Origin of the sequence: Saccharopolyspora shandongensis (genome assembly GCF_900106995.1) — a bacterium.
In the GTDB taxonomy this organism is placed as follows: Bacteria; Actinomycetota; Actinomycetes; order Mycobacteriales; family Pseudonocardiaceae; genus Saccharopolyspora; species Saccharopolyspora shandongensis.
Genome location: NZ_FNOK01000005.1, coordinates 21,131 through 43,635, shown reverse-complemented (window position 1 = coordinate 43,635; position 22,505 = coordinate 21,131). Strand labels below are relative to the sequence as shown.

Annotated in this window: 19 protein-coding genes and 1 pseudogene; 7 read left to right on the top strand and 13 right to left on the bottom strand. The window is 70.1% G+C overall.

Translation table 11 applies throughout. From position 1 onward, the window contains the following. Nucleotides 1-74: 74 nt before the first annotated feature. The 3 genes from BLW84_RS06760 to BLW84_RS06750 all read right to left on the bottom strand — a co-directional run bounded on the left by BLW84_RS06760 (nt 75) and on the right by BLW84_RS06750 (nt 3,099). The gene (locus BLW84_RS06760; protein WP_177226325.1) at nt 75-920 is read right to left on the bottom strand and encodes a lysophospholipid acyltransferase family protein; all 846 of its coding nucleotides are present in this window, start codon (nt 918-920) and stop codon (nt 75-77) included. Beyond that, on the bottom strand, nt 917-1,681 hold the full coding sequence (locus tag BLW84_RS06755) for a GNAT family N-acetyltransferase (protein ID WP_093262540.1): 765 nt from the start codon (nt 1,679-1,681) through the stop codon (nt 917-919). The genes BLW84_RS06760 and BLW84_RS06755 overlap by 4 nt, the downstream gene beginning before the upstream one ends. A gap of 197 nt (nt 1,682-1,878) precedes the next feature. Next, entirely contained in the window at nt 1,879-3,099 is a 1,221-nt protein-coding gene (locus BLW84_RS06750) for a glycosyltransferase (protein ID WP_177226324.1), read from the bottom strand. 316 nt (nt 3,100-3,415) lie between these two features. Between BLW84_RS06750 and rnhA the strand changes: the two genes are divergently transcribed. Beyond that, nucleotides 3,416-3,874 carry a ribonuclease HI gene (gene rnhA, locus BLW84_RS06740; protein ID WP_093262533.1) on the top strand — a complete coding sequence of 153 codons (459 nt, stop codon included), beginning with the start codon at nt 3,416-3,418 and terminating at the stop codon, nt 3,872-3,874. Nucleotides 3,875-3,935: 61 nt separating this feature from the next. On the opposite strand, the gene BLW84_RS06735 is transcribed toward rnhA, so the two are convergent. Beyond that, nucleotides 3,936-4,886: an electron transfer flavoprotein subunit alpha/FixB family protein gene (locus BLW84_RS06735; protein WP_093262532.1), complete on the bottom strand. Its 951-nt coding sequence runs from the start codon at nt 4,884-4,886 to the stop codon at nt 3,936-3,938. A gap of 34 nt (nt 4,887-4,920) precedes the next feature. After that, entirely contained in the window at nt 4,921-5,703 is a 783-nt protein-coding gene (locus BLW84_RS06730; RefSeq protein WP_093262531.1) for an electron transfer flavoprotein subunit beta/FixA family protein, read from the bottom strand. A gap of 287 nt (nt 5,704-5,990) precedes the next feature. Here BLW84_RS06730 and BLW84_RS06725 point away from each other — a divergent pair, with 287 nt between their 5' ends. Beyond that, nucleotides 5,991-6,836: a DegV family protein gene (locus tag BLW84_RS06725; RefSeq protein WP_093262523.1), complete on the top strand. Its 846-nt coding sequence runs from the start codon at nt 5,991-5,993 to the stop codon at nt 6,834-6,836. 520 nt (nt 6,837-7,356) lie between these two features. Here BLW84_RS06725 and hrpA read toward each other — a convergent pair. The 4 genes from hrpA to BLW84_RS06705 all read right to left on the bottom strand — a co-directional run bounded on the left by hrpA (nt 7,357) and on the right by BLW84_RS06705 (nt 14,379). Next, the gene (gene hrpA / locus BLW84_RS06720; RefSeq protein ID WP_093262516.1) at nt 7,357-11,313 is read right to left on the bottom strand and encodes an ATP-dependent RNA helicase HrpA; all 3,957 of its coding nucleotides are present in this window, start codon (nt 11,311-11,313) and stop codon (nt 7,357-7,359) included. Nucleotides 11,314-11,415: 102 nt separating this feature from the next. Beyond that, nucleotides 11,416-12,594 (bottom strand): THUMP-like domain-containing protein, encoded by a 1,179-nt coding sequence (locus tag BLW84_RS06715; RefSeq protein WP_093262504.1) that lies wholly within the window; start codon nt 12,592-12,594, stop codon nt 11,416-11,418. A 96-nt stretch (nt 12,595-12,690) separates the two neighbouring features. After that, nucleotides 12,691-13,473 carry an enoyl-CoA hydratase/isomerase family protein gene (locus BLW84_RS06710; RefSeq protein WP_093262503.1) on the bottom strand — a complete coding sequence of 261 codons (783 nt, stop codon included), beginning with the start codon at nt 13,471-13,473 and terminating at the stop codon, nt 12,691-12,693. A gap of 138 nt (nt 13,474-13,611) precedes the next feature. Further along, the gene (locus tag BLW84_RS06705; protein WP_218157229.1) at nt 13,612-14,379 is read right to left on the bottom strand and encodes an ABC transporter ATP-binding protein; all 768 of its coding nucleotides are present in this window, start codon (nt 14,377-14,379) and stop codon (nt 13,612-13,614) included. A gap of 581 nt (nt 14,380-14,960) precedes the next feature. On the opposite strand from BLW84_RS06705, the gene BLW84_RS06700 reads away from it, so the two are divergent. The 3 genes from BLW84_RS06700 (at nt 14,961) to BLW84_RS06690 (ending at nt 17,456) form a co-directional block, all read left to right on the top strand. Further along, nucleotides 14,961-15,500 carry a cysteine dioxygenase gene (locus BLW84_RS06700; RefSeq protein ID WP_245761007.1) on the top strand — a complete coding sequence of 180 codons (540 nt, stop codon included), beginning with the start codon at nt 14,961-14,963 and terminating at the stop codon, nt 15,498-15,500. Then, the gene (locus BLW84_RS06695) at nt 15,497-15,922 is read left to right on the top strand and encodes a rhodanese-like domain-containing protein (RefSeq protein ID WP_093262497.1); all 426 of its coding nucleotides are present in this window, start codon (nt 15,497-15,499) and stop codon (nt 15,920-15,922) included. Before BLW84_RS06700 ends, BLW84_RS06695 begins: the two co-directional genes overlap by 4 nt. A 418-nt stretch (nt 15,923-16,340) precedes the next feature. Beyond that, nucleotides 16,341-17,456, top strand: a complete 1,116-nt coding sequence (locus tag BLW84_RS06690; RefSeq protein WP_245760989.1) for a hypothetical protein — start codon at nt 16,341-16,343, stop codon at nt 17,454-17,456. A gap of 22 nt (nt 17,457-17,478) precedes the next feature. Here the strand turns inward: BLW84_RS06690 and BLW84_RS06685 are convergent, their stop codons facing one another. Next, on the bottom strand, nt 17,479-18,411 hold the full coding sequence (locus tag BLW84_RS06685; protein WP_218157228.1) for an NADP-dependent oxidoreductase: 933 nt from the start codon (nt 18,409-18,411) through the stop codon (nt 17,479-17,481). A gap of 88 nt (nt 18,412-18,499) precedes the next feature. Here BLW84_RS06685 and BLW84_RS06680 point away from each other — a divergent pair, with 88 nt between their 5' ends. After that, on the top strand, nt 18,500-19,438 hold the full coding sequence (locus tag BLW84_RS06680; protein ID WP_093262491.1) for a GlxA family transcriptional regulator: 939 nt from the start codon (nt 18,500-18,502) through the stop codon (nt 19,436-19,438). Nucleotides 19,439-19,449: 11 nt separating this feature from the next. On the opposite strand, the gene BLW84_RS06675 is transcribed toward BLW84_RS06680, so the two are convergent. The 3 genes and pseudogenes from BLW84_RS06675 to BLW84_RS06665 all read right to left on the bottom strand — a co-directional run bounded on the left by BLW84_RS06675 (nt 19,450) and on the right by BLW84_RS06665 (nt 21,195). Next, nucleotides 19,450-20,022 carry a TetR/AcrR family transcriptional regulator gene (locus tag BLW84_RS06675; RefSeq protein ID WP_093262490.1) on the bottom strand — a complete coding sequence of 191 codons (573 nt, stop codon included), beginning with the start codon at nt 20,020-20,022 and terminating at the stop codon, nt 19,450-19,452. 54 nt (nt 20,023-20,076) lie between these two features. Continuing rightward, a pseudogene (locus BLW84_RS06670) lies at nt 20,077-20,582 on the bottom strand (DinB family protein). A 34-nt stretch (nt 20,583-20,616) separates the two neighbouring features. Further along, nucleotides 20,617-21,195 (bottom strand): TetR/AcrR family transcriptional regulator, encoded by a 579-nt coding sequence (locus tag BLW84_RS06665; RefSeq protein ID WP_093262488.1) that lies wholly within the window; start codon nt 21,193-21,195, stop codon nt 20,617-20,619. Between the two features lie 122 nt (nt 21,196-21,317). Here BLW84_RS06665 and BLW84_RS06660 point away from each other — a divergent pair, with 122 nt between their 5' ends. Further along, a complete protein-coding gene (locus tag BLW84_RS06660) occupies nt 21,318-22,505 on the top strand; it encodes a Cmx/CmrA family chloramphenicol efflux MFS transporter (protein WP_093262486.1) in 1,188 nt (395 codons plus the stop codon).

Genomic DNA, 22,505 nt, shown 5'->3' with positions numbered 1-22,505 from the left:
TCGTTCTGCGTAAACGAATCCAGGCCCGTGCGTGCTTTCGGGTGTCATGACGCCCGAAAGCACGCACGGGGCGGTCAGGCGGCGATGCGCTGGGCGACGCGGTGCTCCGCGGGCGTCTGGTGGCCCGGCGCGGAACCGGTGGCCGCGGCGATCGCGTCCTGCGCCTGCCTGGCCAGTTCGCGGCGGTCGGTGCCGACCAGCTCGGGCAGCACCACCAGCTCCACGACCAGGTCCCGCATCCTCGCCACCGCGAGGACCGAATCGACCAGCGTGGCATCGCCCAGGAACGCCGCAGCGCTGGTCGGTTCCCCGGCGACGGTCCGGAACCGCAGCGCAACCGGCTGCATCCGCACGCCCGCGTCGATGGCGGCCTGGAAGACGGCGGGCCGGAACCGCCCGGACGCCCGCCCGCACCAGGTCGTCCCTTCCGGGAAGGCACCGATCACGGCCCCGGCGCGCAACTCGTCGGCGATGGTCCGAACCGCGCCGGGCAACGCCGAGAGCCGGTCGCGATCGATGTACACGGTGCCCATCCGACCGGCGAGCGGCCCCAGGAACGGCCACGACCGGACCTCGACCTTGGCCAGCATCCGCATCGGGCGAAGCGCCTGGAGCGCGACGACGTCCAGCCAGGAGACGTGGTTGCTGACGACCAGCGCACCGCCCGGCGGGATCCGGTCCCCGAACACGAGGTCGATCCCCAAGGTGCGCAACAACATCCGGAACCACAACGCCAGCGCCCGATCGCGCCACGCCGCCCGCAACACCGACAGCGCCAGCACGAGGAAGCACCCGACCAGCAGCAGCCCGGCGGTCCCGCCCAGCCGCAGCATCACCCGGGGCAGCCCGACTTCCGCCTGCTTGTCCCGCGGCGGAAGGCAACCCGGCCCGCACGGCGAGGTGGGCATCCACTGGCTCATGCCGATTCGCCCAGGAAGAACCGCATGTAGCGCTGGTCGGCGCGCTTGAGGTCCAGGAGCACGAAGTAGTCGGCCACCCCGAAGTCCGGATCGTGCGCCGGGCGGCCGCACACCTGGGCGCCCAGCCGCAGGTAACCCTTGAGCAGCGGCGGCAGCGGCGCGCGCCCGGTGACCTCGAAGGGCTCCCAAGGCCGGTAGGGGTGCACGCGCTGTTCCTCTGGCGCGTAGTGCTTCGCCGACACGGCGTTCCAGACGTGCGAGGCCTGAACGCCCCCGTCGTCCAACGCCACCGACGCGCAGCCGGCGAGCATCGTGTGGCCGTGCAACAGCATGTACCGCGCGATCCCCGTCCACACGAGGCTGACGACGGCGCCGTTGCGGTGGTCAGGGTGCACGCACGACCGGCCGGTCTCCACCAGCGAGGGGCGCAGCTCGTCGAGCGCGGAGAGGTCGAATTCGGTTTCCGAATACAGCATTCCGGCTGCCTTCGCCCGACCCGGCGGCAGCATCCGGTAGGTTCCGACCACCGTGCCGGAACGGTCGTCCCGGACGATCAGGTGGTCGCAGTGCTCGTCGAAGGAATCCCGGTCGACGCCGAACTCGCGACCGGTGACCGTGGCCCCCATCTCCTCGGCGAACACCTGGTAGCGCAGGCGTTGCGCGGCGTGCACTTCATCGGAGTCTCTGGCGACCAGCAGCGAGTAGTGGGCGTCGGCCGCCGCACTCGGTGCGGCGCTGGCCAGCAGCTGCGTCTCGGACATGCCGCAGGTGTATCTCCGCGCGGCGAACACCCAACACACCAGTCGATGACACGGAGCAGGAACTTTCGGTGAATCCCCGGTGCAGCGCCCGGCCATTGCCCCGAACGGTCCCCTGAAACCCCGCCCGAACAGCAGATATCCGACGGCGTCACCCGAGGAGCCGAACCCGGCGCGGGGTTCGGCTCCTCGGGACGGGCTCAGGCGCCGACGAGCGGAACGACACGCTCGATGATCGACGACGGACTGGGCTGGGTGGCCATCTCCTCGCTCACCTCGCGCGCCGCCGCGCGGAACGCGGGCTCGGTGAGCAACCGCTCGGCCATGGCCCGGACCGTGGCGGCGTCCACAGTGGCCGGATCGTGGGAGAGCCCCACGCCCCGGGCCACCACGCGCTCCGCGGACATCGGGTTGTCCGCGAAAGCGGGCAGGACGAGCTGCGGAACGCCGTAATGCAGCGGCGCGGCCGTGGTGCCGGAGCCGCCGTGGTGCACCATCAGCGAAGCGGTCGGCAGGAACGTCGACAACGGCAGGAAGCCGGCGGAGCGCACGTTCTCGGGCAGCGTCCCGAGATCGGCGAGATCCGCCTTGCCCGCGGCCAGCACCACCTCCACGTCCATCCCGCCGAGCGCCTCGATCACGGCCGAGAGGTTGCTGGTGCCGCTCATGATCGGCACCACGGTGCCGAGGGTGACGCCGACCCGCGGCCGCTCCGGCCGCCGCAACGCCCACTCGGGAACCACGACCCCGCCGTTGAACGGCACGAACCGCATCGACCACCACGGGATGCCGTCCAGCGGATCCGGCTCGTCCGCGACGAGCCCGCCCATGCTGGGCGCGCGCGGATCGATCCGCGCGATCACCCGCGGCGGACCGCCGGGAATGCCGAGTTTGTCCCGCAGGGCAAGGGTGACGTCGTCATCATCGTAGAGGTTGCGCCCGTTGCGGAACTTCTCATCGCGCGACGACCAGGAAATCCGGTTGCCGACCTCCAGCACCGGCACCCCGAGCGCGGCCGCGGCCAACCGCCCGGCGACGTGATCGGTGGTGTGCACGACGAGGTCCGCACCGAACGCCCGCCCCGCGTCGATGGTGCCTTCTGTCATGGTCAGGGTGAACAGCCCGAACGGATTGCCCGCCTGGGACACCTTCTCGTAGGCCTCGGACAAACCCGTGGCAGCGGCCACCCGCTCGATCTCGGGCGAATCGCCCTCCGACGTGATCCCGCGCAGCAGCGCATCCCACACGTCGTGCTCCGGGAAGACGTCCACTACGGGAAGCCCGGCCCGCGCACCGACATCGGGCATTTCGGCAGTGGTGGCGACCAGCACTTCGTGCCCGGCGATCCGAGCAGCCCAGATCAACGGGACGATCGGCAGCATAAGCCCATAACCGGGCCCGACGGAGAACAGTATTCGCACGTCCGCCGAGCATGCCACTCCCCACCAACCCCCGCACCCGATTTTCGAACCCCCGAAAGCAGGGGAACTTTCCTGTCACAGCACGCCCGGATGCGAGCAAGGGAACCTTTCTGCCACAAGCGCGGCCGAATACGAGCAGGGGAACCTTCCTGTCACAAGTGCGAGCAAGGGAACTTTCCTGTCACCCGCAGACCGCTTGAATGCGGAGCAGGGGAACCTTCCTGCCATTCCCCGAGCGTCCGGGCGCGAGCATGGGAACCTTCCTGTCACCTACCGCCGGACCGGCGCAACGGCGCCGACGATTAGATTCCGGGGTATGCAGCGAACGACGGACCGCGTCGACCTCTACACCGACGGCGCATGCAGCGGAAATCCCGGCCCTGGCGGCTGGGGCGTCGTGCTGCGGTACGGCGACCACGAGCGGGAGCTCTACGGCAAGGACGCGGCGACGACGAACAACAAGATGGAGCTGATGGCGGTCATCGAAGGCCTGGCCGCGCTGACCCGGCCGATGCCCGCCGTGCGCGTCTTCACGGACAGCACGTACGTGCTCAAGGGCATCACGCAGTGGATGCACGGCTGGAAGCGCAACGGCTGGCTCACGTCGGCCAAGCAGCCGGTCAAGAACGCGGATCTGTGGCAGCGCCTGGACGCGGAATGCGCGCGCCACGGCGACGTGCAGTGGGAATGGGTCAAGGGGCACAACGGCCACCCGGAGAACGAACGCGCCGACCGGCTCGCCTGCCAGGGCCGCGACGAGGCTCGCGCGGGCTGACACGCAGGAGGCGGGCCGCACCTGGGTGCGACCCGCCTCCTGCGTCAGATCAGCTCGGGGCTCAGCCCTTGCGCTTGGTGATCTCCTCGGTGAGCTGCGGGGCGACCTTGAACAGGTCGCCGACGACGCCGAAGTCGGCGATCTCGAAGATCGGGGCTTCGGGGTCCTTGTTCACCGCGACGATCGTCTTCGACGTCTGCATGCCGGCCCGGTGCTGGATCGCGCCCGAAATGCCGAGGGCGATGTACAGCTGCGGCGACACGGTCTTACCGGTCTGCCCGACCTGGAACTGGTGCGGGTAGTAACCGGAGTCCACCGCCGCACGCGAGGCGCCCACCGCGGCACCCAGGGAGTCGGCGAGCTTCTCCACGACCTCGAAGGACTCGGCGGAACCGACACCCCGACCACCGGAGACCACGATGCTGGCCTCGGTGAGCTCGGGGCGGTCGCCGGCCTCGGCGGGCTGCCGGCCGGTGATCTTCGCGCCCGAGGCGGCCGGAACCTCCACGGACTCGACCGCCGCCGCACCGGCGGCCTGCTCGGGCTCGATCGCGCCCGGCAGCACGGTGATCACCGGCGTGCCCTTGGTGACCTTCGCCTTGGCGTCGTAGGTGCCACCGAACAGCGAGTGCGACGCCACGCCCTCGCCGTCGAGGTCCACGACCTCCGACAGCAGACCGGAACCGATGCGGATCGCCAGCCGACCGGCGATCTCCTTGCCGTCGATCGACGCCGGTACCAGCACCGCCGCCGGGGACGCGCTGCCCACCAACGCGGCGAGCACGTCGACCTGCGGGGTCACCAGGTACTGCGCGGCCTCCGCGGACTCCGCCGCGTACACCTTCGCCGCACCGTAGGCGGCCAGCGCATCGGTGAGCTTCCCAGCGGTGCCCGGCTCGCCGACCACCACCGCCGACGGCTCGCCCAGCCGGCGCGCCGCGGTCAGCAGCTCGTGCGTGACCTTCTTGACCTCGCCGTCCACGTGATCGACGAGGACCAGAACCTCAGCCATGAATCAATGCCTCCTCGAAAATCCGTGAACGACTTCAGAGCAGCTTCTCGCCGGCCAGGAACTCGGCCACGGCGACGCCGCCCTCGCCCTCGTCGGTGACCTTCACGCCACCGGACTTCGGCGGCTTCGGCGCGGACTCCACCACGGCCGATCCGGCGTTGGCCAGGCCCACCTCGGCGGCGTCGATCCCGGCATCCGCCAGCGACAACACGCTGACCGGCTTCTTCTTCGCGGCCATGATGCCCTTGAACGACGGGTACCGCGGCTCGTTGATCTTCTCGGTCACCGACACCACCGCAGGCAGCGCGGCTTCGACGTTCAGGATGCCCGCGTCGGTCTCCCGCTCGATCTTCACGCTCGAACCGTCGGTCTCGACCTTGCGCGCGAAGGTCAGCTGCGGCCAGCCCAGCACCTCGGCCAACATCGCCGGCACCGCACCCGTGCGGCCGTCCGTGGCCTCGTTACCGGCGATCACCAGATCCACACCCTCGACGGTGCCGATCGCCTTCGCCAGCGCACGCGCGGTCGACGGCGCGTCCGTGCCGTGCAACGCCTCGTCCGAGAGGTGCACCGCCTTGTCCGCACCCATCGACAACGCCTTGCGAATCGCATCCGTGGCGCGATCCGGGCCCATGCAGACGACGGTCACTTCGCCGCCCTGAGCCTCCTTGATCAACAGCGCTTCCTCGACGGCGCGCTCGTTGATCTCATCCAACACCGCATCGGCCGACTCGCGATCCAGGGTGTGATCCGCCGCAGACAACTTCCGCTCGGAATACGTGTCGGGCACCTGCTTGACCAGGACGACGATGTTCATGGGCCCTCTTCGACCTCCTGCGGACAGACGACGCTCGCTGGTCCTCCAGCGGCTTTGCTTGTGGACCCGGCGCTGTTAGGTCCGGGTAGGTTGACCTTGCCACGTCCCTGTTCGAAAAGCACAGTGACGCCAACCACCCAGAATGTTACTAGCCGGTAGCACCGGTGCAACCAGGCCCCTGACGTGACGGTACTCACCTCGCCGCGCCCCGAACCGCCGGGTCTCGGTGACGGTATTTCTGCCGGGGCACGCACGCAGACCGGCTACCAGTTAGTAGCCTGGCCCGCATGAGGCAACGCGTCGCCATCGTGACCGACTCGACGGCTTCCATACCGCACGACGTCGCCGAACAGCTGGGCATCTCCATCGTCCAACTGGAGCTCAAGGTCGGCGACGAGTACAACGACGAGCGCCGGGTGCCGCACCCGACGCTGGCCCAGGCGATGCGCGACGGAATCCCGGTGGCGACCGGCGAACCGCCACCGCCCGCCTTCTTCTGGAACTACACGGACGCCGCGGCCTCCGGCGCCGAGGCGATCATCTCCATCCACATCTCCGAAGGCCTGTCCCAGACCTGCCAGTCGGCCCGCATCGCCGCGGCGGAGATCGGCATCCCGGTCTACGTGGTCGACTCCCGGCTGGTCGGGCTCGGCCTCGGTTTCCCGGTGATGGCCGCGGCCGAAGCCGCCGTCTCCGGCGCGACCCCGCAGGGCGTGATGGGCGTGCTGGACCGGCGCCTGCGCACCACCACGCAGCTGCTCTACGTGGACACCCTGGAATACCTGCAGCGCGGCGGCCGGATCGGGCGCGCGCAGGCGTGGCTCGGCCAGGCCCTGTCGATCAAGCCGGTGCTCGTCCTCAAGGAAGGCGTCATCGACCAGCTGACGAAGGGCATCGGGCCGGACCGGGCGCTCAAGAAAGCGGTCTCGAACGCGGTCCAGCGAGCCGGCAGCGGACCGGTCGACGTCGGGGTCGAGCACTTCCAGTTCGCCGACCGGGCCCAGCGCGTGCTGGACGACCTGCGGTCCCAGCTGCCCCAGATCCGCCGCGTCACCCTGGAGGAGACGAGCGCGGTCCTGGGCGCCCACGCGGGGCCTGGTGCATTGGGCGTGACCGTCTCCCCCGCTACCTGAGCGGCACGGCAGCGCTCCGCCGCGTTCGCCGCCGAGCACGCGGCGAACGCAGATCTTGCTCATTCCCAACGGTTTTCCGGCCGCGGCCACGCGCGAGGAGCCGGAATCGTGATCTCCCAGCGAGTTCCACCCCGTCGAGTGATGCGAACGACAGTTCGAGCGCGAATACTCGATGTTGGGCGGCCTGAGGCGCCATTCTCCCGAAACTCAGGTTCTGCAGGGCACACGCTTCGCCGAACACGGCTTCGCGAAGCACACGGCCTGCGGGCACACCGCTAGACAGGCATGCGCCCTTTGCCGCACATGACCTTGCGGGGGACGGCTTTTCGGGGATCACGGCAGTTCGAGCACGCAAAATCACGCGAGCTCGAACGGCTGGCGCTGCGGACGCACCGGACCAGGCCGACCGGCCGCGGTGCCCGCCCGACGCACCAGTTCGCACCCGGAGGGAACAGCCATGCACGTCACGACCGTGTTCAAGAAGTTGTCCGGCTCGTCGACAGTCGCGACGAGCGCCGGTTCAGCGCTCCAACTTGTCCATCGCGCGGTGGATGCGCTTCACCGACACCGGCTGCGACGTGCCGAGCGTCTGCGCGAAGAGGCTCACCCGCAGCTCCTCGATCAGCCACCCGATCTGCCGCAGGGATTCGCCCGGGGCGCGCCCCGGCGGAAGGCCCTCGATCATGTCCCGGTAGCGCTGCTCGACCTCGTCCACCTGCTGCATCCAGTCCCGGTCGCGCTGCGGGTGGTGCTGCAGCTTGTCCAGCCGCTGCTCGATCCCGCGCAGGTAGCGCGTCAGATCGGACAGCCGCGCGAAACCGGTCCCGGTCACGAACCCGGGGTAGAGCAGCCCGTCCAGCTGGTCCTGGATGTCGGCGAGCGCGGCCGGGTTCAGGTTCCGGGACTGGTCGGCCAGCAGCGTCTCCACCCGTTGCGCCGCCATCAGCACTTGCTCCACTTTGGACACGGCGTCGACGGTGACCTCGCCCAGCCGTGCCCGGACCTTGGCCTGCAGGGAATCGTAGGCCGCCTGGTCCCATACCGGGCCGCCGCAATCCGCCATCAGCTTGTCGACGGCGCAGCTCACGCAGTCGTCGAGCACGGCGGCGAGGTCACCGTACCGGCTGCTGCCCAGCACGAGCCGGGCGGTGCTGGTCATCCCGCGCTGGATGGACTTCACCGGCGACGGGAGGTTCAGCAGGAGCATTCGCCGGGTGCCGTCCCACAGCGCCTGCCGCTGCTCCTCCTCGGTATCGAACATCCGCACCGCGACGCTGTCCTGCTCGTCCACCAGCGCCGGGTACGCCTTCACGGCGTGGCCCGAGCGCTGCTGCTCGAACGTGCGAGGCAACGAGCCGAAGCTCCAGGAGCGCAGGCCGCCTTGCTCGACGTCGTCGGCGGCGGCGGAGATCTCGGCGCGGAGCTTGGGTTTCAGCCGCTGCTTGAGCGACTCCAGGTCCTTGGACTCGGAGAGCTTGCGGCCCTTGCCGTCGACCACGCGGAAGGTCATCTTCAGGTGCTCCGGCACCCGCTCGAGATCCCATTCGGAGCGCAATACGGCGACGCCGGTCATGCTCTGGAGCTGTCGTTGCAGGGCGTCCAGCAGCGGGCCGTCCGGCGAGGCCATCCGGGACAGCGCCGCCTTGGCGAAGTCCGGGGCCGGCACGAAGTTCCGGCGCACGTTCTTCGGCAACGACTTCAGCAGGGCCGTCACGACTTCCTCGCGCAGGCCCGGGATCTGCCAGTCGAAACCATCCGGTTCGATCTGGTTGAGCACCGCCAGCGGGATGTGCACGGTCACGCCGTCCGCGTCGGCACCCGGCTCGAACTGGTACGACAGCGGCAACCGATGCCCGCCCTGCGTCCAGAAGTCGGGGTAGTCCTGGTCGCTGACCGCCGCCGATTCCTGGTTGATCAACATCGACTTCTCGAAGTTGAGAAGGTCCGGCTGCTCCCGGCCGGCCTTCTTCCACCACGCGTCGAAGTGCCTGCCGGAGGCGACGTCGGCGCCGATGCGCTGGTCGTAGAACTCGAACAGCGTCTCGTCGTCGACCAGGATGTCGCGCCGCCGGGCCCGTTCCTCGAGGTCCTCGACCTCGTCGAGCATCGCCCGGTTCTCGTGGAAGAACGCGTGCCGGGTGTCCCAGTCGCCCTCCACGAGCGCGTGCCGGATGAACAGCTCCCGGCTCAGCTCCGGGTCGATGCGCCCGTAGTTGACCTTGCGGCCGACCACCAGCGGAACGCCGTAGAGGGTGACGCGCTCGACGGCGACCACCGCGGCGCGGTCCTTCTCCCAGTGCGGTTCGCTGTAGCTGCGCTTGACCAGGTGCTGCGCGAGCTGCTCGACCCAGTCCGGTTCGATGCGGGCGGCGATGCGCGCCCAGAGGCGGGAGGTCTCCACCAGCTCCGCCGCCATCACCCAGCGCGGCGGCTTCTTGAACAGCGACGAGCCGGGGAACACGGCGAACCTGGCGTTGCGCGCGCCCTGGTACTCGTTCGATCCGCGCCCGGACTGCCCCGGCTTCTTCTCGGTCTTCTTCTCGACGTCCTTGAGGCCGATGTGCGACAGCAGGCCGGCCAGCACCGACTGGTGGATCCGCGATGCCTCGGCCTGCTCGTCGCCGAGCGTCATGCCCATCGACTTGACCATCTGCCGCAGCTGGCCGTAGAGGTCCTGCCACTCGCGGACGCGCAGGTAGTTGAGGAAGTCGGTCCGGCACAGCTTCCGGAACTGGTTGGAGGACAGCTCCTTCTGCTGGGTGCGCAGGTACCGCCACATGTTGAGGTAGGTGACGAAGTCGGACTCGGCGTCCTTGTCGACGAAGCGCGCGTGCTTCTGGTCGGCGGCCTGCTGCTTGTCCGCGGGCCGCTCGCGGGGGTCCTGGATGGACAGTGCGGCGGCGATGACCAGCACGTCGCGCACGCAGCCGTTGCGCTCCGCTTCGAGCACCATCCGCGCGATGCGCGGGTCGATCGGCAGCTGGGCGAGCTTGCGGCCGACGGGGGTCAGCCGCTTCTGCAGCTCGGTCTTCGATCGGTCCAGGGCGCCCAGCTCGTGGAGCAGGTTGACGCCGTCGGTGATCTGGCGGCGGTCCGGCGGCTCCAGGAACGGGAACGACTCGATCTCGCCCAGACCCAGCGAGGTCATCTGCAGGATGACCGAGGCCAGGTGGGTGCGCAGGATCTCCGGGTCGGTGAACTCCGGGCGGGACTCGAAGTCCTCTTCGGAGTACAGCCGGACGCAGATGCCCTCGGAAACCCGGCCGCAGCGGCCCTTGCGCTGGTTCGCCGAGGCCTGCGAGATCGGTTCGATGGGCAGCCGCTGCACCTTCGTCCGGAAGCTGTACCGGGAGATGCGCGCGGTGCCGGGGTCGATGACGTACTTGATGCCCGGCACGGTCAGCGAGGTCTCGGCCACGTTGGTGGACAGCACGATCCGCCGACCGGAGTGCGGCTGGAACACGCGGTGCTGCTCGGCTGCCGTCAACCGCGCGTACAGCGGCAGCACCTCGGTGTTGCGCAGGTTCTGCTGCTTCAGCGCGTCAGTGGCGTCCCGGATCTCCCGTTCACCGCTGAGGAAGACCAGGATGTCGCCGGGCCCTTCCGCGCAGAGCTCGTCCACCGCGTCGCAGATGGCCTGCGTCTGGTCGCGGACGACGTCCTCGTTCTCGTCGGAGTCGTCCAGCAGTGGGCGGTATCGGACCTCGACGGGATAGGTGCGCCCGGAGACCTCGATCACCGGCGCGTCGTCGAAGTGCCGCGAGAAGCGCTCCGGGTCGATGGTGGCCGAGGTGATGATCACCTTCAGGTCGGGGCGGCGCGGCAGCAGCTGCTTGAGGTAGCCGAGGATGAAGTCGATGTTCAGGCTGCGCTCGTGCGCCTCGTCGATGATCAGCGTGTCGTAGCGCCGCAGCAGCCGGTCGTGCTGGATCTCGGCCAGCAGGATGCCGTCGGTCATCAGCTTGACCAGGGTGTCGGTGCCGGCCCGCTCGGTGAAGCGCACCTGGTAGCCGATGGCGTCGCCGAGTTCGGTGTCGAGTTCCTCGGCGACGCGTTCGGCGACGGTGCGGGCGGCCAGCCGCCGGGGCTGGGTGTGCCCGATCAGGCCCTGGACGCCGCGGCCCAGCTCCATGCACATCTTCGGCAGCTGCGTCGTCTTACCGGAACCGGTCTCACCTGCGACGATGACGACCTGGTTGTCGCGGATGGCCGCGAGCAGGTCGTCCCGGCGCTGGCTGACCGGCAGTGCCTCCGGATAGCTGATCTCGGGCACGTTCGCGCGGCGCTGCTCGATCCGCCGCTCCGCGGCCTCGATGTCGCCGGTGATCTCCGCAGTCGCGGCCGCCAGCGCCTGCGGGTCGCGGATCTTGCGGGCTCCCTCGATACGACGGCGCAGCCGACGCTGGTCGTGCAGCATCAGCTCGGACAACCGTTCGCGCAGATCGACGAGCGGAGATTCAACAGACGACGTACCCATACTTCGTCCAAGCATAGAGAAGGCGCCGCACGGGCTGCCTCTGGTTTTCGGCACGCTCACAGCGCGGCCGCCCGGAATGGGAAATCGAGTGGCCCAGGGCACTCATGTGCGCTCGGCGCGGCACAGGTACGCCATCGCGGTGTCGCCGACCCTGGTCAACACCACGGAGGCTTCCCGCGAACCCTTGAGCTTGAGGCGGCGGCGCAGCGCATCCGGATCCACGTCGACGCCGCGGACCAGGATTTCCAGCCTGCCCACCTCGTGCCTGCGCAGCAGGGCGCGCAACGACTTCTCGTGGTAGCGGCAGTACTCGAAGACCCGGAAGGCGCGGACGCCCGGGGGCGGCTCGTCGCCGGTCAGGTAGGCGATGTGCGGGTCGAGCTGGGCGAGCCCGTGCCGCGCGGCGTAGTGCCGGACGAGCCCGGCGCGCACCACGGCTCCGTCCGGGTCCACGATCCACTGCCGGACCTCGACGGCCGGGCAGTCGTCCGGCTCTGCGTCGGTGATCGTCCAACCGGTGCCGTCTGGCCGCAGCACCGTCGCCCGGCGCCGAACCTGCGGGTCCGCCAGCCCGCCGAACCACAGCGCGGCTTCCCGAACCTGCCCGGCCAGCGACACCACCTCGGCCTCGGCGGTGTCCGGGACCGCCGCGAAGTCCAGCCCCGGGGCGCACTTCACCACGAGATCGCGCCCTGCGTAGACGTCGAGCAGGTCGTCCAGCGGTGGGACGAGATCCGCTGGGTTCCAGCGACGCCGACCGGCGTCGTCCCGGCGCGCCGGGTCCGCGACCACGGCCGTGCCGCGGGTCACCGGGCGCAGTGCGTCGGCTTCCACGAGCGCCACCGACCGCCCGGCAACCGCGAGGTTGTGCTGGGCCATGGACAACCGGACTCGATCGAGGTCGGAGCCCACGCAACGGCGGGCGACGGCGGCCAGGGCGGCCAGATCCGCGCCGATGGAGCAGGTCACATCGTGCACGTCGCGCCCGGCCAACCGTTGCGCGCGATGCCGCGCCACCACGCTCGCCGTCGCCTGCTGCAGCGCCGGATCGGTGAACAACCAGCCGACGGGGTCGTCCAATTTGGACTCGGCCTTGCGCCGCAGCACGGCCGTCTCCAGCGCGGCCGCCGCGAACCGCGCACCGACGAGCTTGCGAGCGGCGGCGACGTCGTTGAGCCGCGTCGAATTGGTCAGCGCGAGCCCGGAAAGCTCGGCGACGGCGTCCCGCCCGGCCGCCGAGCGCAGGAACGCGACATCCTCGAGGTCGAAGCCGTACCCCACCAGAACTCCTCAACGCCGTTGCCGGAACCGCGCTCCGGCAACGGAAGCGCAGGGCGGACTGGTGGGGCGGGCTGTCACGATTCGTTCCGTCCGGGCCTAGTTACCGGTGAACTTCGCCTTGCCGGGCCCGTTCTCGATGAACGAGCGCATGCCGATCTTCTGGTCCTCGGTGGCGAAGGTGCCCGCGAACAGGTGGGTCTCCAGCTTCAGCCCGTTGTCCAGGTCGACGTCCAGTCCGCCGTCGATCGCCGCCTTCGCCGCGGCCAGCGCGCGGGCCGCACCGCCGGTGAACTGCTCGGCCCAGCGGCGCGCCGCCGCGTACACCTCATCGGGCGCGACGACCTCGTCGATCATGCCCAGCGAAAGCGCTTCCTGGGCGTCGACGAAACGTCCGGTGTAGATGATGTCCTTGGCCTTGCTGGGCCCGATCAGGCGGGCGAGCCGCTGCGTGCCGCCGGCGCCGGGGATGACGCCCAGCAGGATCTCGGGCTGGCCGACCTTGACGTTCTCCCCGGCGATGCGCCGGTCGCAGCTCAGCGCCAGCTCGAAGCCGCCGCCGAGGGCGTAACCGGTGAGGGCTGCCACGGTCGGCTTCGGGATGGCGGCGACCTGGCGCATCGCGTCCGACAGGCCGCGCTCCTCCTTGCGCGCCATGTCGGTGTAGGACATCTCGGCCATTTCCTTGATGTCCGCGCCCGCCGCGAAGACCTTCTCGCCGCCGTAGACGATCACGGCGCGAACGTCGGAGCGCTCGGCGGCCTCGATCGCCGTTTCCCGCAGCTCGACCTCGATCTGCCGGTTCAAGGCGTTCATCGGCGGCCGATCCAACCGGATCGTCCCGATCGCGCCGTCCACCTCAAGCCTGACGAACTCGCCCACGCAGCAACCTCCTCGTCGAACCGCCACCTCGCCGGGCAGGCTATCGCGCACCGCCCCACCGCTGCTGTGTCACGGATCTCAACGGCCGCTCGGCCCGGAACGTTCTTCGGTCCCGTGGCGGAGCCTCCGGTCCTGAGTTCAGCCGCGCCGCCGGGCGAAGTAACGGGCGCCGCTGCGCTGCAGCTCCAGGTCCTGGTCGAAGGTCTTCGACAGGTTGTCCTCGGTGAGCACGTCTTCCAGCAGGCCCTGCGCGACGATGCCGCCCTCGCGCAGCAGCATGCCGTGCGTGAAGCCCGGCGGGATCTCTTCGACGTGGTGGGTGACCAGCACGGATGCGGGCGCGTCCGGGTCCATGGCCAGCGCGGACAGCCGCGCCACCAGGTCCTCCCGGCCGCCCAGGTCCAGCCCCGCGGCCGGTTCGTCGAGCAGCAGCAGCTCGGGGTCGGTCATCAGAGCACGCGCGATGGTGGTGCGCTTGCGCTCCCCTTCGGACAACGTCGCGAACTCGCGGTCGGCGAGGTGCGCCACGCCGAGCAGGTCGAGCAGCTCGGCCGCCCGGTCGGTGTCCATCGCGTCGTATTCCTCGCGCCACCGGCCGACGACCGAATATCCGGCGCTGACCACGACGTCGCGGACCAGCTCGTCACCGGGGATGCGGGCCGCCAGCGCGGCCGAGCACAGGCCGATGCGGGGACGGAGGTCGAACACGTTGGTCTTGCCGAGCCGTTCGCCGAGCACGTCGACGCTGCCCTCGCTCGGGTGCATCTCGGTGCTGGCCATCTTCAGCAGCGTCGTCTTGCCCGCCCCGTTGGGGCCCAGCACCACCCAGCGCTCGTCGAGCTCAACCGACCAGTTCACGTCGGCCACCAGCGTCGTCGTGCCCCGCCGAACACCGACGCCATCCATCCGGATGACCAGGTCGTCCACGTCTACCTCCCAGCCGTGACTGACCGCGGCGCCGCGGGCGACGCGCAGGCGGTTCATCTCCGTCCGGACCGCCGCAGATTCCGGCCGGTCCCTCCGGAGCCCCATTGTTCCGTCTGCTCCGTCAGCAGTTGCGGCCGGGCGCATCCTGTGCTCGCCCGCCCGGCTGATCCCGGCCGCACGAGCGCACGCCGGGTGCCCAGATACCGGGACGACCGCGAGCGTGCTGGCACGATCCCCACGACCGTGCCACGATCGCAGGCGTGTCCGATTCGTTTCTCACCCGCGATCGCGTGACCGACCTCTTCCTGGTCGTCACCTCCGCCTGTCGCTGAAGCGGTTCTGCTACCGCCCTTCCAGGCTCATCGCGCGGCCCGACGAATCAATCCACCGAATCACGCCCCCATCTCGGGGTGTGCGTGTCGTGCCGTGCTCATTTGCAAGACACGAACTTGGAGACACGCATGAGCGCTGTGCGACAGCACCCGTCCAACGGCAACCCGACCACCCCCGTTTCCGAATACACCCCGACCGAACCGGTTCCCGCGCCCGGCGCGGTCGAAATGCACCCCGGCCTCGACCTGCCGCTGCTGCACGATCTGATCCGCCCCGACCACCTGCTGTGGAGCCCGCGCGAACTGCGCGACCTCACCAGCCTGGTCACGTCCGAGCTGACCGGCCCGCTGCTCGACATCGTCCGGGTCGACGACCAGCAACGCTGGTGGGCCAAGCTCGGCCTGACCGGAGGCGTCGAGCTGTGGCTGCTGTCGTGGGCGCCGGAGCAAGGCACGAAGCCGCACGACCACGGTGGCGCGTCCGGCTCGTTCTCCGTACTGTTCGGCGCGCTCCGGGAGGACTACCGGTATCCCGCGGGCCCGGTGCGCACCGTGCACCACGACGTCGGTTCGGGCGTCGGCTTCGGCAGCGGGCGCGCCCACCAGGTCCGCAACGTCAGCTCGGTGAACTCGGCGAGCGTGCACGCGTACTCGCCGCCGCTGCTGCCGGTCCGCTACTACTCGGATCTCGCCGAAGTTCCGCCGGTTCCGCCGCAGCGGATCCACGCACCGCAACCGTCCGCACCGCAGCCGAAGGAGCTCGGATGAGCGAGATCCCGTTCCAGCGCCAGGCCAGCATCGCGACCGGCCCGTACGGCATCGACCACCTGCTGGCCGAGTCGCGCGCGAAGCTCACCCGCGTCTCCCCGCGGGAGGCGTTCGCGTTGCAGCAGGACGGCGGCCTGATCATCGACATCCGGCCCCAGTCCGACCGCCTCACCGAAGGCGAGATCCCGGGCTCGCTGACGGTGGAGCGGATCGTGCTGGAGTGGCGGCTGGACCCGGCCGGCGGCCACCGGCTGGACGGCCTGCACCCCGACCGCCCGGTAGTCCTGGTGTGCAACGAGGGCTACGCCTCCAGCCTCGCGGCCGCCCAGGCGAAGGGTCTTGGCCTGACGAAGGCCACGGACCTGGCGGGCGGTTTCCGGGCCTGGAAGGCGGCCGGCCTCCCCGTCACCACCAACGCCTGACACCCCGACCAACTGCGAGCAAGGGAACCTTCCTGCCACCTGTGGCAGGAAGGTTCCCTTGCTCACGCCGCGACCTGCCCAGCCCGAAGGCGCCCCCGCTGACAGGAAAGTTCCCATCCTTCGCGCCGCCTCATGCTCGGTGACAGGAAAGTTCCCATCCTCACGGCCAGGCTCTGCCATCCGTGACAGGAAAGTTCCCATGCTCACACCGCGCCTGCGGTCGGTGACAGGAAAGTTCCCATGCTCACACCGCGCCTGCGGTCGGTGACAGGAAAGTTCCCATGCTTGCGGCGGGTGTCGGCACCGTCGGTGGTCGGGGGCCTGGTCGAAAGCGGGTATCGGCCGCCGCCCGGTCCCGTACGCTTTCGTCCTTGTGCGAGCTCAGAGTCTTTTGTTCCGCCCTTGGGTCATAGCCGGCGTGGCGGGTGCGGTCGCCGTGGTGGCCGTGGAGCTGATCGCCGGCAGCGGACCGGCCGGGGCGGCCATCGGTTGGCTCGGCGCCTTGGTCGGGGTGATCTTGCTGCCGATGGCGACGCAGCTGGGTTTGCTCTTGGGTTCGGTGGTTTTCGGGCTGCGGGTCCGGCAGGTGATCTTCGGCGCGATGCGGGAGGTCGCGTCGTGGCGGCTCGGCCACGTGACCTTCACGATCCGGTCCCTGCCCATCACGCTGCGGGCTCAGATCGGCCCGTGGCGTTCCCCGGTGATCTTGCGCTGCTGGCTGGCCGGCCTGCTGTCGGCGCTGGTGGGTGTCGCGGCCGTCGTGATGGGCTGGCTGCTCGCCGACGGTCCGTTCTGGCGCGGCTTCGTGCTCGCCGCAACGCCGTTGATGCTCTACAAGTTGTGGCCGATGCGGGTTCCGCTGACCACGTCGACCGGCTGGTTGCTCTTCTCGCTGCCTCGCCTGAAGGATCCCGAACGCGCCGACTTCCTGTCGGCGCCGCTGGCCGCTCGGGTGTACGAGGCCCTGCGCAAGGGAGACATCGATCGCGCGCAGGAGCAGGCCGATGAACTCGCCGCGCGGTATCCGGGACTGAGCGGAACCGTCACGTGCCAGATCTCCGTGCTGGAGTCGCGCGGCGATTACGCGACGGGCGTCATGCTGATGCTGAAGCTGCTGGCGAACAGCGACGAAATCCCGCCGCGCAAGATGCCCTACCTGTTGGCGGGCCTGGCGGGGCTCGGGTTCAAGGCGGTGGAAGCCGGCCAGCTGCCCGCGGAAACCCTGCTGCCGACCGCCAAGAAGGCGCTCGAAGACTCGATCAAGCTCGGCTACCCGGAGTTCGAGCTGAGCGGCGCCAATGGACTCCTCGCGCTGATCGAGGGCGATGCGGACCGCGCCGTCCGCCTCGCCACGACCGGCGCCGAGTTCAACCACTCCCCGCTCTCCCGCGCCGACGACCTCGCCACGCTCGCCCGCGCGCACATGGCGTGCCACGACAACGCCGCCGCGCGCGCGGCGTTGGCCAAGGCCGAGGAGCTGGCCCCGTGGTCGCCCCGGGTCTCCGAGACCCGCCAGCGGCTTTCGGTGGCGTGATCCCGTCCAGAACGGCGCTGGATCACTCCACCGCGAGCACCAGTTTCCCGGTGGTGCGGCCGGTTTCGCCGACAGCGTGGGCCTTGGCCGCGTCCGCCAGCGGGAACACTTCGGCGATTTCCGGGCGCAGCCGGCCCGACTCGACGAGTTCGGCGATGGCGCGCATGCCCTCCTGATCGGCCTCGACCAGCAACAGCTCCACCCGCACGCCGCGGCGCTCCGCCTCGGCAGCGTCTTCTTCCCGCCCGAACGGCAGGATCGACACGAGTACACCGCCGCGCCGGAGCGTGCGCAGCGAGCGGGTGCGGGTGTCGCCCGCGAGCGGGTCCAGCACGACGTCGACATCGCTGACGACGTCCGCGAAATCGACATTCTGGTAGTCGATCAGCTCGTCGGCGCCGAGGCCGCGCAGGAACTCGTGCTTGCCCGCGCTGGCCGTCCCGATCACGTGCGCCCCGCGCGCCTTGGCGATCTGCACGGCGAAGTGCCCGACCCCGCCCGCGGCCGCGTGGATCAGGACGCGCTGCCCCGGCTGCAGGCGGGCCGTGTCCACCAGGGCCTGCCAGGCCGTCAACGCGGCGAGCGGGATGGCACCCGCCTGCACGTGGTCCACATTGGACGGCTTGGGGACGAAGGCCCGGGCCGGGCCGGTCACGTACTCGGCGTGGGAGCCGACGCCGTGCGGGTAGGGCAGCATCCCGAAGACCTCGTCACCCGCCTTGTGCAGGGTGACGCCGACCCCGACGGCCTCGACGACACCGGAGACGTCCCAGCCGAGGACGAGCGGCGGTTCGCCGAGGAACACCTTGTGGGCCCGGTGCTTCCAGTCGGTCGGGTTGAGCCCGGCAGCGCGCACCCGGATCAGCACCTCGCTCGGGCCCGGAACCGGTCGGTCGAGCCGCACCTCCCGGAGCACCTCGGGTCCGCCGAGGACGTCCTGGCTGATGGCGCGCATCTTGCTGGCTTCACTCATGCCTGCCAGCCTGCCGCCCGGCCGAGCCCGGCGAAATGGCTTGATTGCCAACATTCGATAGGATCGTGCCATGCATCGGGTCGTGGTCCTGGCGCTCGACGGCGTGTACCCGTTCGAGCTGGGCATCCCCAAGCGGATCTTCGGCAGCGCCGGCCGCCGGTACGAGGTGCTGACCTGCACCGCCGACGGCGGCCCGGTGCGCAGCGACGCCGACTTCACGATCTCGGTCGAGCACGGCCCGGAGGCGCTGAGCACCGCCGACACCGTCGTGATCCCGCCGTACGACCTCACGGAGGTGACCACCGAGCTGCCGCAGCCGGTGGCCGATGCGCTGGCGCTCATCCGCCCCGGCACCCGAATCGTGTCGATCTGCACCGGCGCGTTCGTGCTGGCCGCGGCCGGGCTGCTCGACGGCCGTCCGGCGACCACGCACTGGTGCCTGGTCGAGCCGTTCCGGCGGATGTTCCCGAACGTGCTCCTCGACCCGGACGTGCTCTTCGTCGACGACGGCGACGTGCTGACCTCCGCGGGCGCAGCCTCCGGCGTCGACGTGTGCCTGCACATCGTGCGCTCCGACCACGGCAGCGAGGTGGCCAACCAGGTGGCGCGGAGGTGCGTCGTGCCGCCATGGCGGGATGGCGGCCAGGCGCAGTACATCGAGCAGCCGGTCCCCGAACCGTCCGAGCTGGGCACCGCGCCGACCCGGGATTGGGCGGCCGCGAACCTGCACCTACCGCTGACGCTGGCCGATCTCGCCGAGCACGCCCGGATGAGCGGCCGCACGTTCGCCCGCCGGTTCCGCAACGAGGTGGGGCTCAGCCCCGGCCGGTGGCTCATCCAGCAGCGCATCGCCAGGGCCCGCCACCTGCTCGAATCCACCGACCTGCCGATCGAGGAGATCGCCGCTCAGGTCGGTTTCGCCACGGCCGCGTCCCTGCGCCAGCACCTGCACACCGCGATCGGCGTCGCCCCGCTGGCCTACCGCCGCACCTTCCGCGCCGGCGCCTGAAACCGGCCGGATCAGCGCGGTTCGGCGAGTCGCTCGACGGCTTTCCGGGCGGCCGCCCGGAGATCCGCCGGCTCCGCGTCGCCGAGCATCATGCGGCGCAGCTGCGGCACGGCCAGCGGCCAGCCCACCATGCCGATCGAGAGCAGTCCGAGCATTCCCGCATCGAATTCGCCGGTGGCCGTTCCGCTTTCCTGGGCTCGGCGGACGCTGGCCACCTTCTCGCGGTAGTGCGCCCAACGTTCGGAGCCGGTGACGACGCCGGAATCGCCGCGCTCCAGGGATTCCCACAGCAGCAGGCGCAGCACGTGGGGATTCGCGAGGTGGTAGGCGGCGAGCCGGTCGGCGTAGCCGGGCAGATCGTCGCCCTCGATCGGGACTTCGGCGGCCAGTTCGTCCATCGTTCGTTGCAGCACCGCCGAGAACAGCGCGTCCTTGCCGCCGAAGTAGGCGTAGATCAGCTGCTTGTTGGCCCGCGCCCGCTTGGCGATCCGGTCGACGCGGGCACCGGCGATGCCGTGGGCGGCGAATTCGGTGACCGCCGCCTCAAAGATCCGGGCTCTGGTGGATTCCGCGTTGCGGGACACAATTCGAACAGTACTCCCGCAGCCGACCGGCTGGTTGCGAACGAACCGGAACCGCTATTCGCCGGTGGTTCCGTCGATGCGTTCACGCAGCGGATCGGCGTGCCCGTTGTGCCGCGCGTATTCCTCGATCATGTGCGCCAGGACGTAGCGGAGCGAGAAGACCTCGCGCGGTATTCACCAGTGGCATCGAGGGATTCGGCGGCGGACACGATCTCCCGGGATCGCGCGCACTCCCGGTGCCAGATCGCGAACGCTTCGTCGGGATCGGCGGCGTCCACGTCGAAATCGGCGAACTCGTCGGCCCCCGGCGGAGTCCAGGGACTATTGCTGTTCTCGCCGCGGAACGCGTTCCGGAACCAGCTGCGTTCGACCTCGGCCATGTGCCGGACCAGCCCGAGCAGTGAGAGACCCGAGGGCGCAACCGCCCGTTCCTTGAGCTGCTCCGCGGTCAGCCCCGCGCACTTCACGGCCAGGGTTTCGCGCTGGAACTGGAGGACGCCGGTCAAGGTCGCCCGCTCGTCACCCGCCCGCGGCGGCTCGATCCGCCGTTGATCGTCCACGTGGTCATCATGCGCCGCAGCGACGCGCTGTCGGTCACAGTCCGTCCAGCAGGTTCTCCACGATGCTCATCAGCACCTGGCGGTCGTCTTGGACCCGGGCCAGCACGCGCAGCCCGTAGTACGTGCTGAGCACTTGGCGCGCCAGGGTTTCCGCATCGCGCGTCGGGTCGATCTCGCCGGAGCGCTGTCCTCGCGCGAGGGTTTCGCGCAGCGCTTCCTCGACCGCCGCGAAGGTCCGCCGCACCTCGGCTCGGACGTCCGGATCCGAGCTCGCGCGCTCGATGGCCGCGTTGATCGCGAAGCAGCCCGGCCGGTCGGCGCCGGAGAGGTCGGCGTCGATCGCGTCGGCCAGCAGTTCCCGCACCCCGTCCTTGACCGGTCCCGGGCCTTGCAGCACCGCGACCTGTTCCGCGGTGGCGGTCTCGTAGTACTTGCGCAACGACTTCAGGTACAGCTGGCGCTTGTCGCCGAACGCGTTGTAGAGGCTCGACGGCCCCAGTTCGGTGCGGTCGCTCAGGTCCCGGGTCGACGTCGCCTCGTACCCGTTGCGCCAGAACGTGTCCATCGCGGCGTCGAGAACGCGGGCGTCGTCGAACTTCCTCGGCCGGGCCATGTCCCCACCGTAGCAGTTTTGAAGCGATTGCAACGAAACCTCGGTCACATTTTGAATCGACTGCTTCAAAACGTTGCTAGCGTCGGCCCGGCAGTGATCACCGACTCGTTGGAGGACCGTCCATGCCCCTTGCCGTCTACATCCTCGGCCTGGGCATCTTCACCCAGGGAACCTCGGAGTTCATGCTCTCGGGACTGCTGCCCGGCATGGCCGCAGATCTCGGCGTGTCCATCCCGGACGCGGGCCTGCTGATCTCCGCGTTCGCCGTCGGCATGGTCGTCGGCGCCCCGCTGCTGGCCATCGCCACCATCCGCTGGCCGCGCCGGAAAGCGCTGGTAGCGCTGCAAGGCGTCTTCATCGCCGCGCACCTCGTCGGGGCGCTGGCGCCCGGCTACGGGGTGCTGATGGCCACCCGCATCGTGAGCGCCCTGTCCTACGCGGGGTTCTGGGCAGTCGCCGTGGCCGCCGGCGTCAGCCTCGTGCCGCCCGGCGCCAGGAGCCGGGCCGTCGCGATCATCGCGGGCGGCCTGACCCTCGCCACCATCGTCGGGGTTCCGGCGGGCACCGTGCTCAGCCAGCTCGCCGGCTGGCGAGCGGTGTTCTGGGCCGTCGCCGCCCTCACGGCGGTGAGCCTGGTGTGCTCGCTGTTCACCATCCACGACAACGCGGCCTCGCCCGCGCAGCCCAGCAGCGCCGCAGCCGAACTGCGCGCGATGGCCCGGCCCCAGCTGTGGCTGTCGTACGCGATCACGACCTTCGCCTTCGGCGCGGTCATCGTCACCTTCAGCTACCTCGCCCCGGTGCTGACCGATGTGACCGGGCTACCCGAGGCGTGGGTACCCGCCGAGCTGGCCTTGTTCGGGCTGGGCGGCCTGATCGGCATGACGATCGGCGGGCGCACCGCGCAGGCGCGCCCGGTCGGCACGCTCCTCGTCGGCCTCGGCACGCTGGTGATCGCCTCCGCGCTCCTCGCCGTCACGGCGGGCAACGCGATCATCACCACGGTCCTCGTCTTCGTCCTGGGCGTCGGCGGGTTCGTCACCAACCCGGCCCTGCAGTCGCGGGCCTTCACCCTCGCGCCCGGGGCTCCGACGCTCGTGGGAGCCGTCAATACCTCGGCGTTCAACATCGGCAACACGCTCGCGCCGATGCTGGGCGGCATGGCCATCAGCGCCGGGTTCGGCTTCGCCTCGGTGGCCTGGGTGGGCGCCGCGATCGGCGCGACGGGCCTGCTCGCCGCGGCGTGGGCCGGCTACCTGCAGCGCCGGCCCCAGCACGCGCCGCGCACGGAGGCCCCGGTGCCCGCCTGA

Bases quoted from the DNA above. Each gene is read 5' to 3' on its own strand.
- BLW84_RS06735 (WP_093262532.1), bottom strand. From the start codon at position 4,886: ATGGCTGAGGTTCTGGTCCTCGTCGATCACGTGGACGGCGAGGTCAAG.
- BLW84_RS06685 (WP_218157228.1), bottom strand. From the start codon at position 18,411: ATGCGCGCCATCAGCCAGGACGTCCTCGGCGGACCCGAGGTGCTCCGG.
- hrpA (WP_093262516.1), bottom strand. From the start codon at position 11,313: ATGGGTACGTCGTCTGTTGAATCTCCGCTCGTCGATCTGCGCGAACGG.
- BLW84_RS06700 (WP_245761007.1), top strand. From the start codon at position 14,961: ATGCACCCCGGCCTCGACCTGCCGCTGCTGCACGATCTGATCCGCCCC.
- BLW84_RS06680 (WP_093262491.1), top strand. From the start codon at position 18,500: ATGCATCGGGTCGTGGTCCTGGCGCTCGACGGCGTGTACCCGTTCGAG.
- BLW84_RS06705 (WP_218157229.1), bottom strand. From the start codon at position 14,379: ATGGATGGCGTCGGTGTTCGGCGGGGCACGACGACGCTGGTGGCCGAC.
- BLW84_RS06660 (WP_093262486.1), top strand. From the start codon at position 21,318: ATGCCCCTTGCCGTCTACATCCTCGGCCTGGGCATCTTCACCCAGGGA.
- rnhA (WP_093262533.1), top strand. From the start codon at position 3,416: ATGCAGCGAACGACGGACCGCGTCGACCTCTACACCGACGGCGCATGC.
- BLW84_RS06665 (WP_093262488.1), bottom strand. From the start codon at position 21,195: ATGGCCCGGCCGAGGAAGTTCGACGACGCCCGCGTTCTCGACGCCGCG.
- BLW84_RS06695 (WP_093262497.1), top strand. From the start codon at position 15,497: ATGAGCGAGATCCCGTTCCAGCGCCAGGCCAGCATCGCGACCGGCCCG.
- BLW84_RS06760 (WP_177226325.1), bottom strand. From the start codon at position 920: ATGAGCCAGTGGATGCCCACCTCGCCGTGCGGGCCGGGTTGCCTTCCG.
- BLW84_RS06755 (WP_093262540.1), bottom strand. From the start codon at position 1,681: ATGTCCGAGACGCAGCTGCTGGCCAGCGCCGCACCGAGTGCGGCGGCC.
- BLW84_RS06730 (WP_093262531.1), bottom strand. From the start codon at position 5,703: ATGAACATCGTCGTCCTGGTCAAGCAGGTGCCCGACACGTATTCCGAG.
- BLW84_RS06725 (WP_093262523.1), top strand. From the start codon at position 5,991: ATGAGGCAACGCGTCGCCATCGTGACCGACTCGACGGCTTCCATACCG.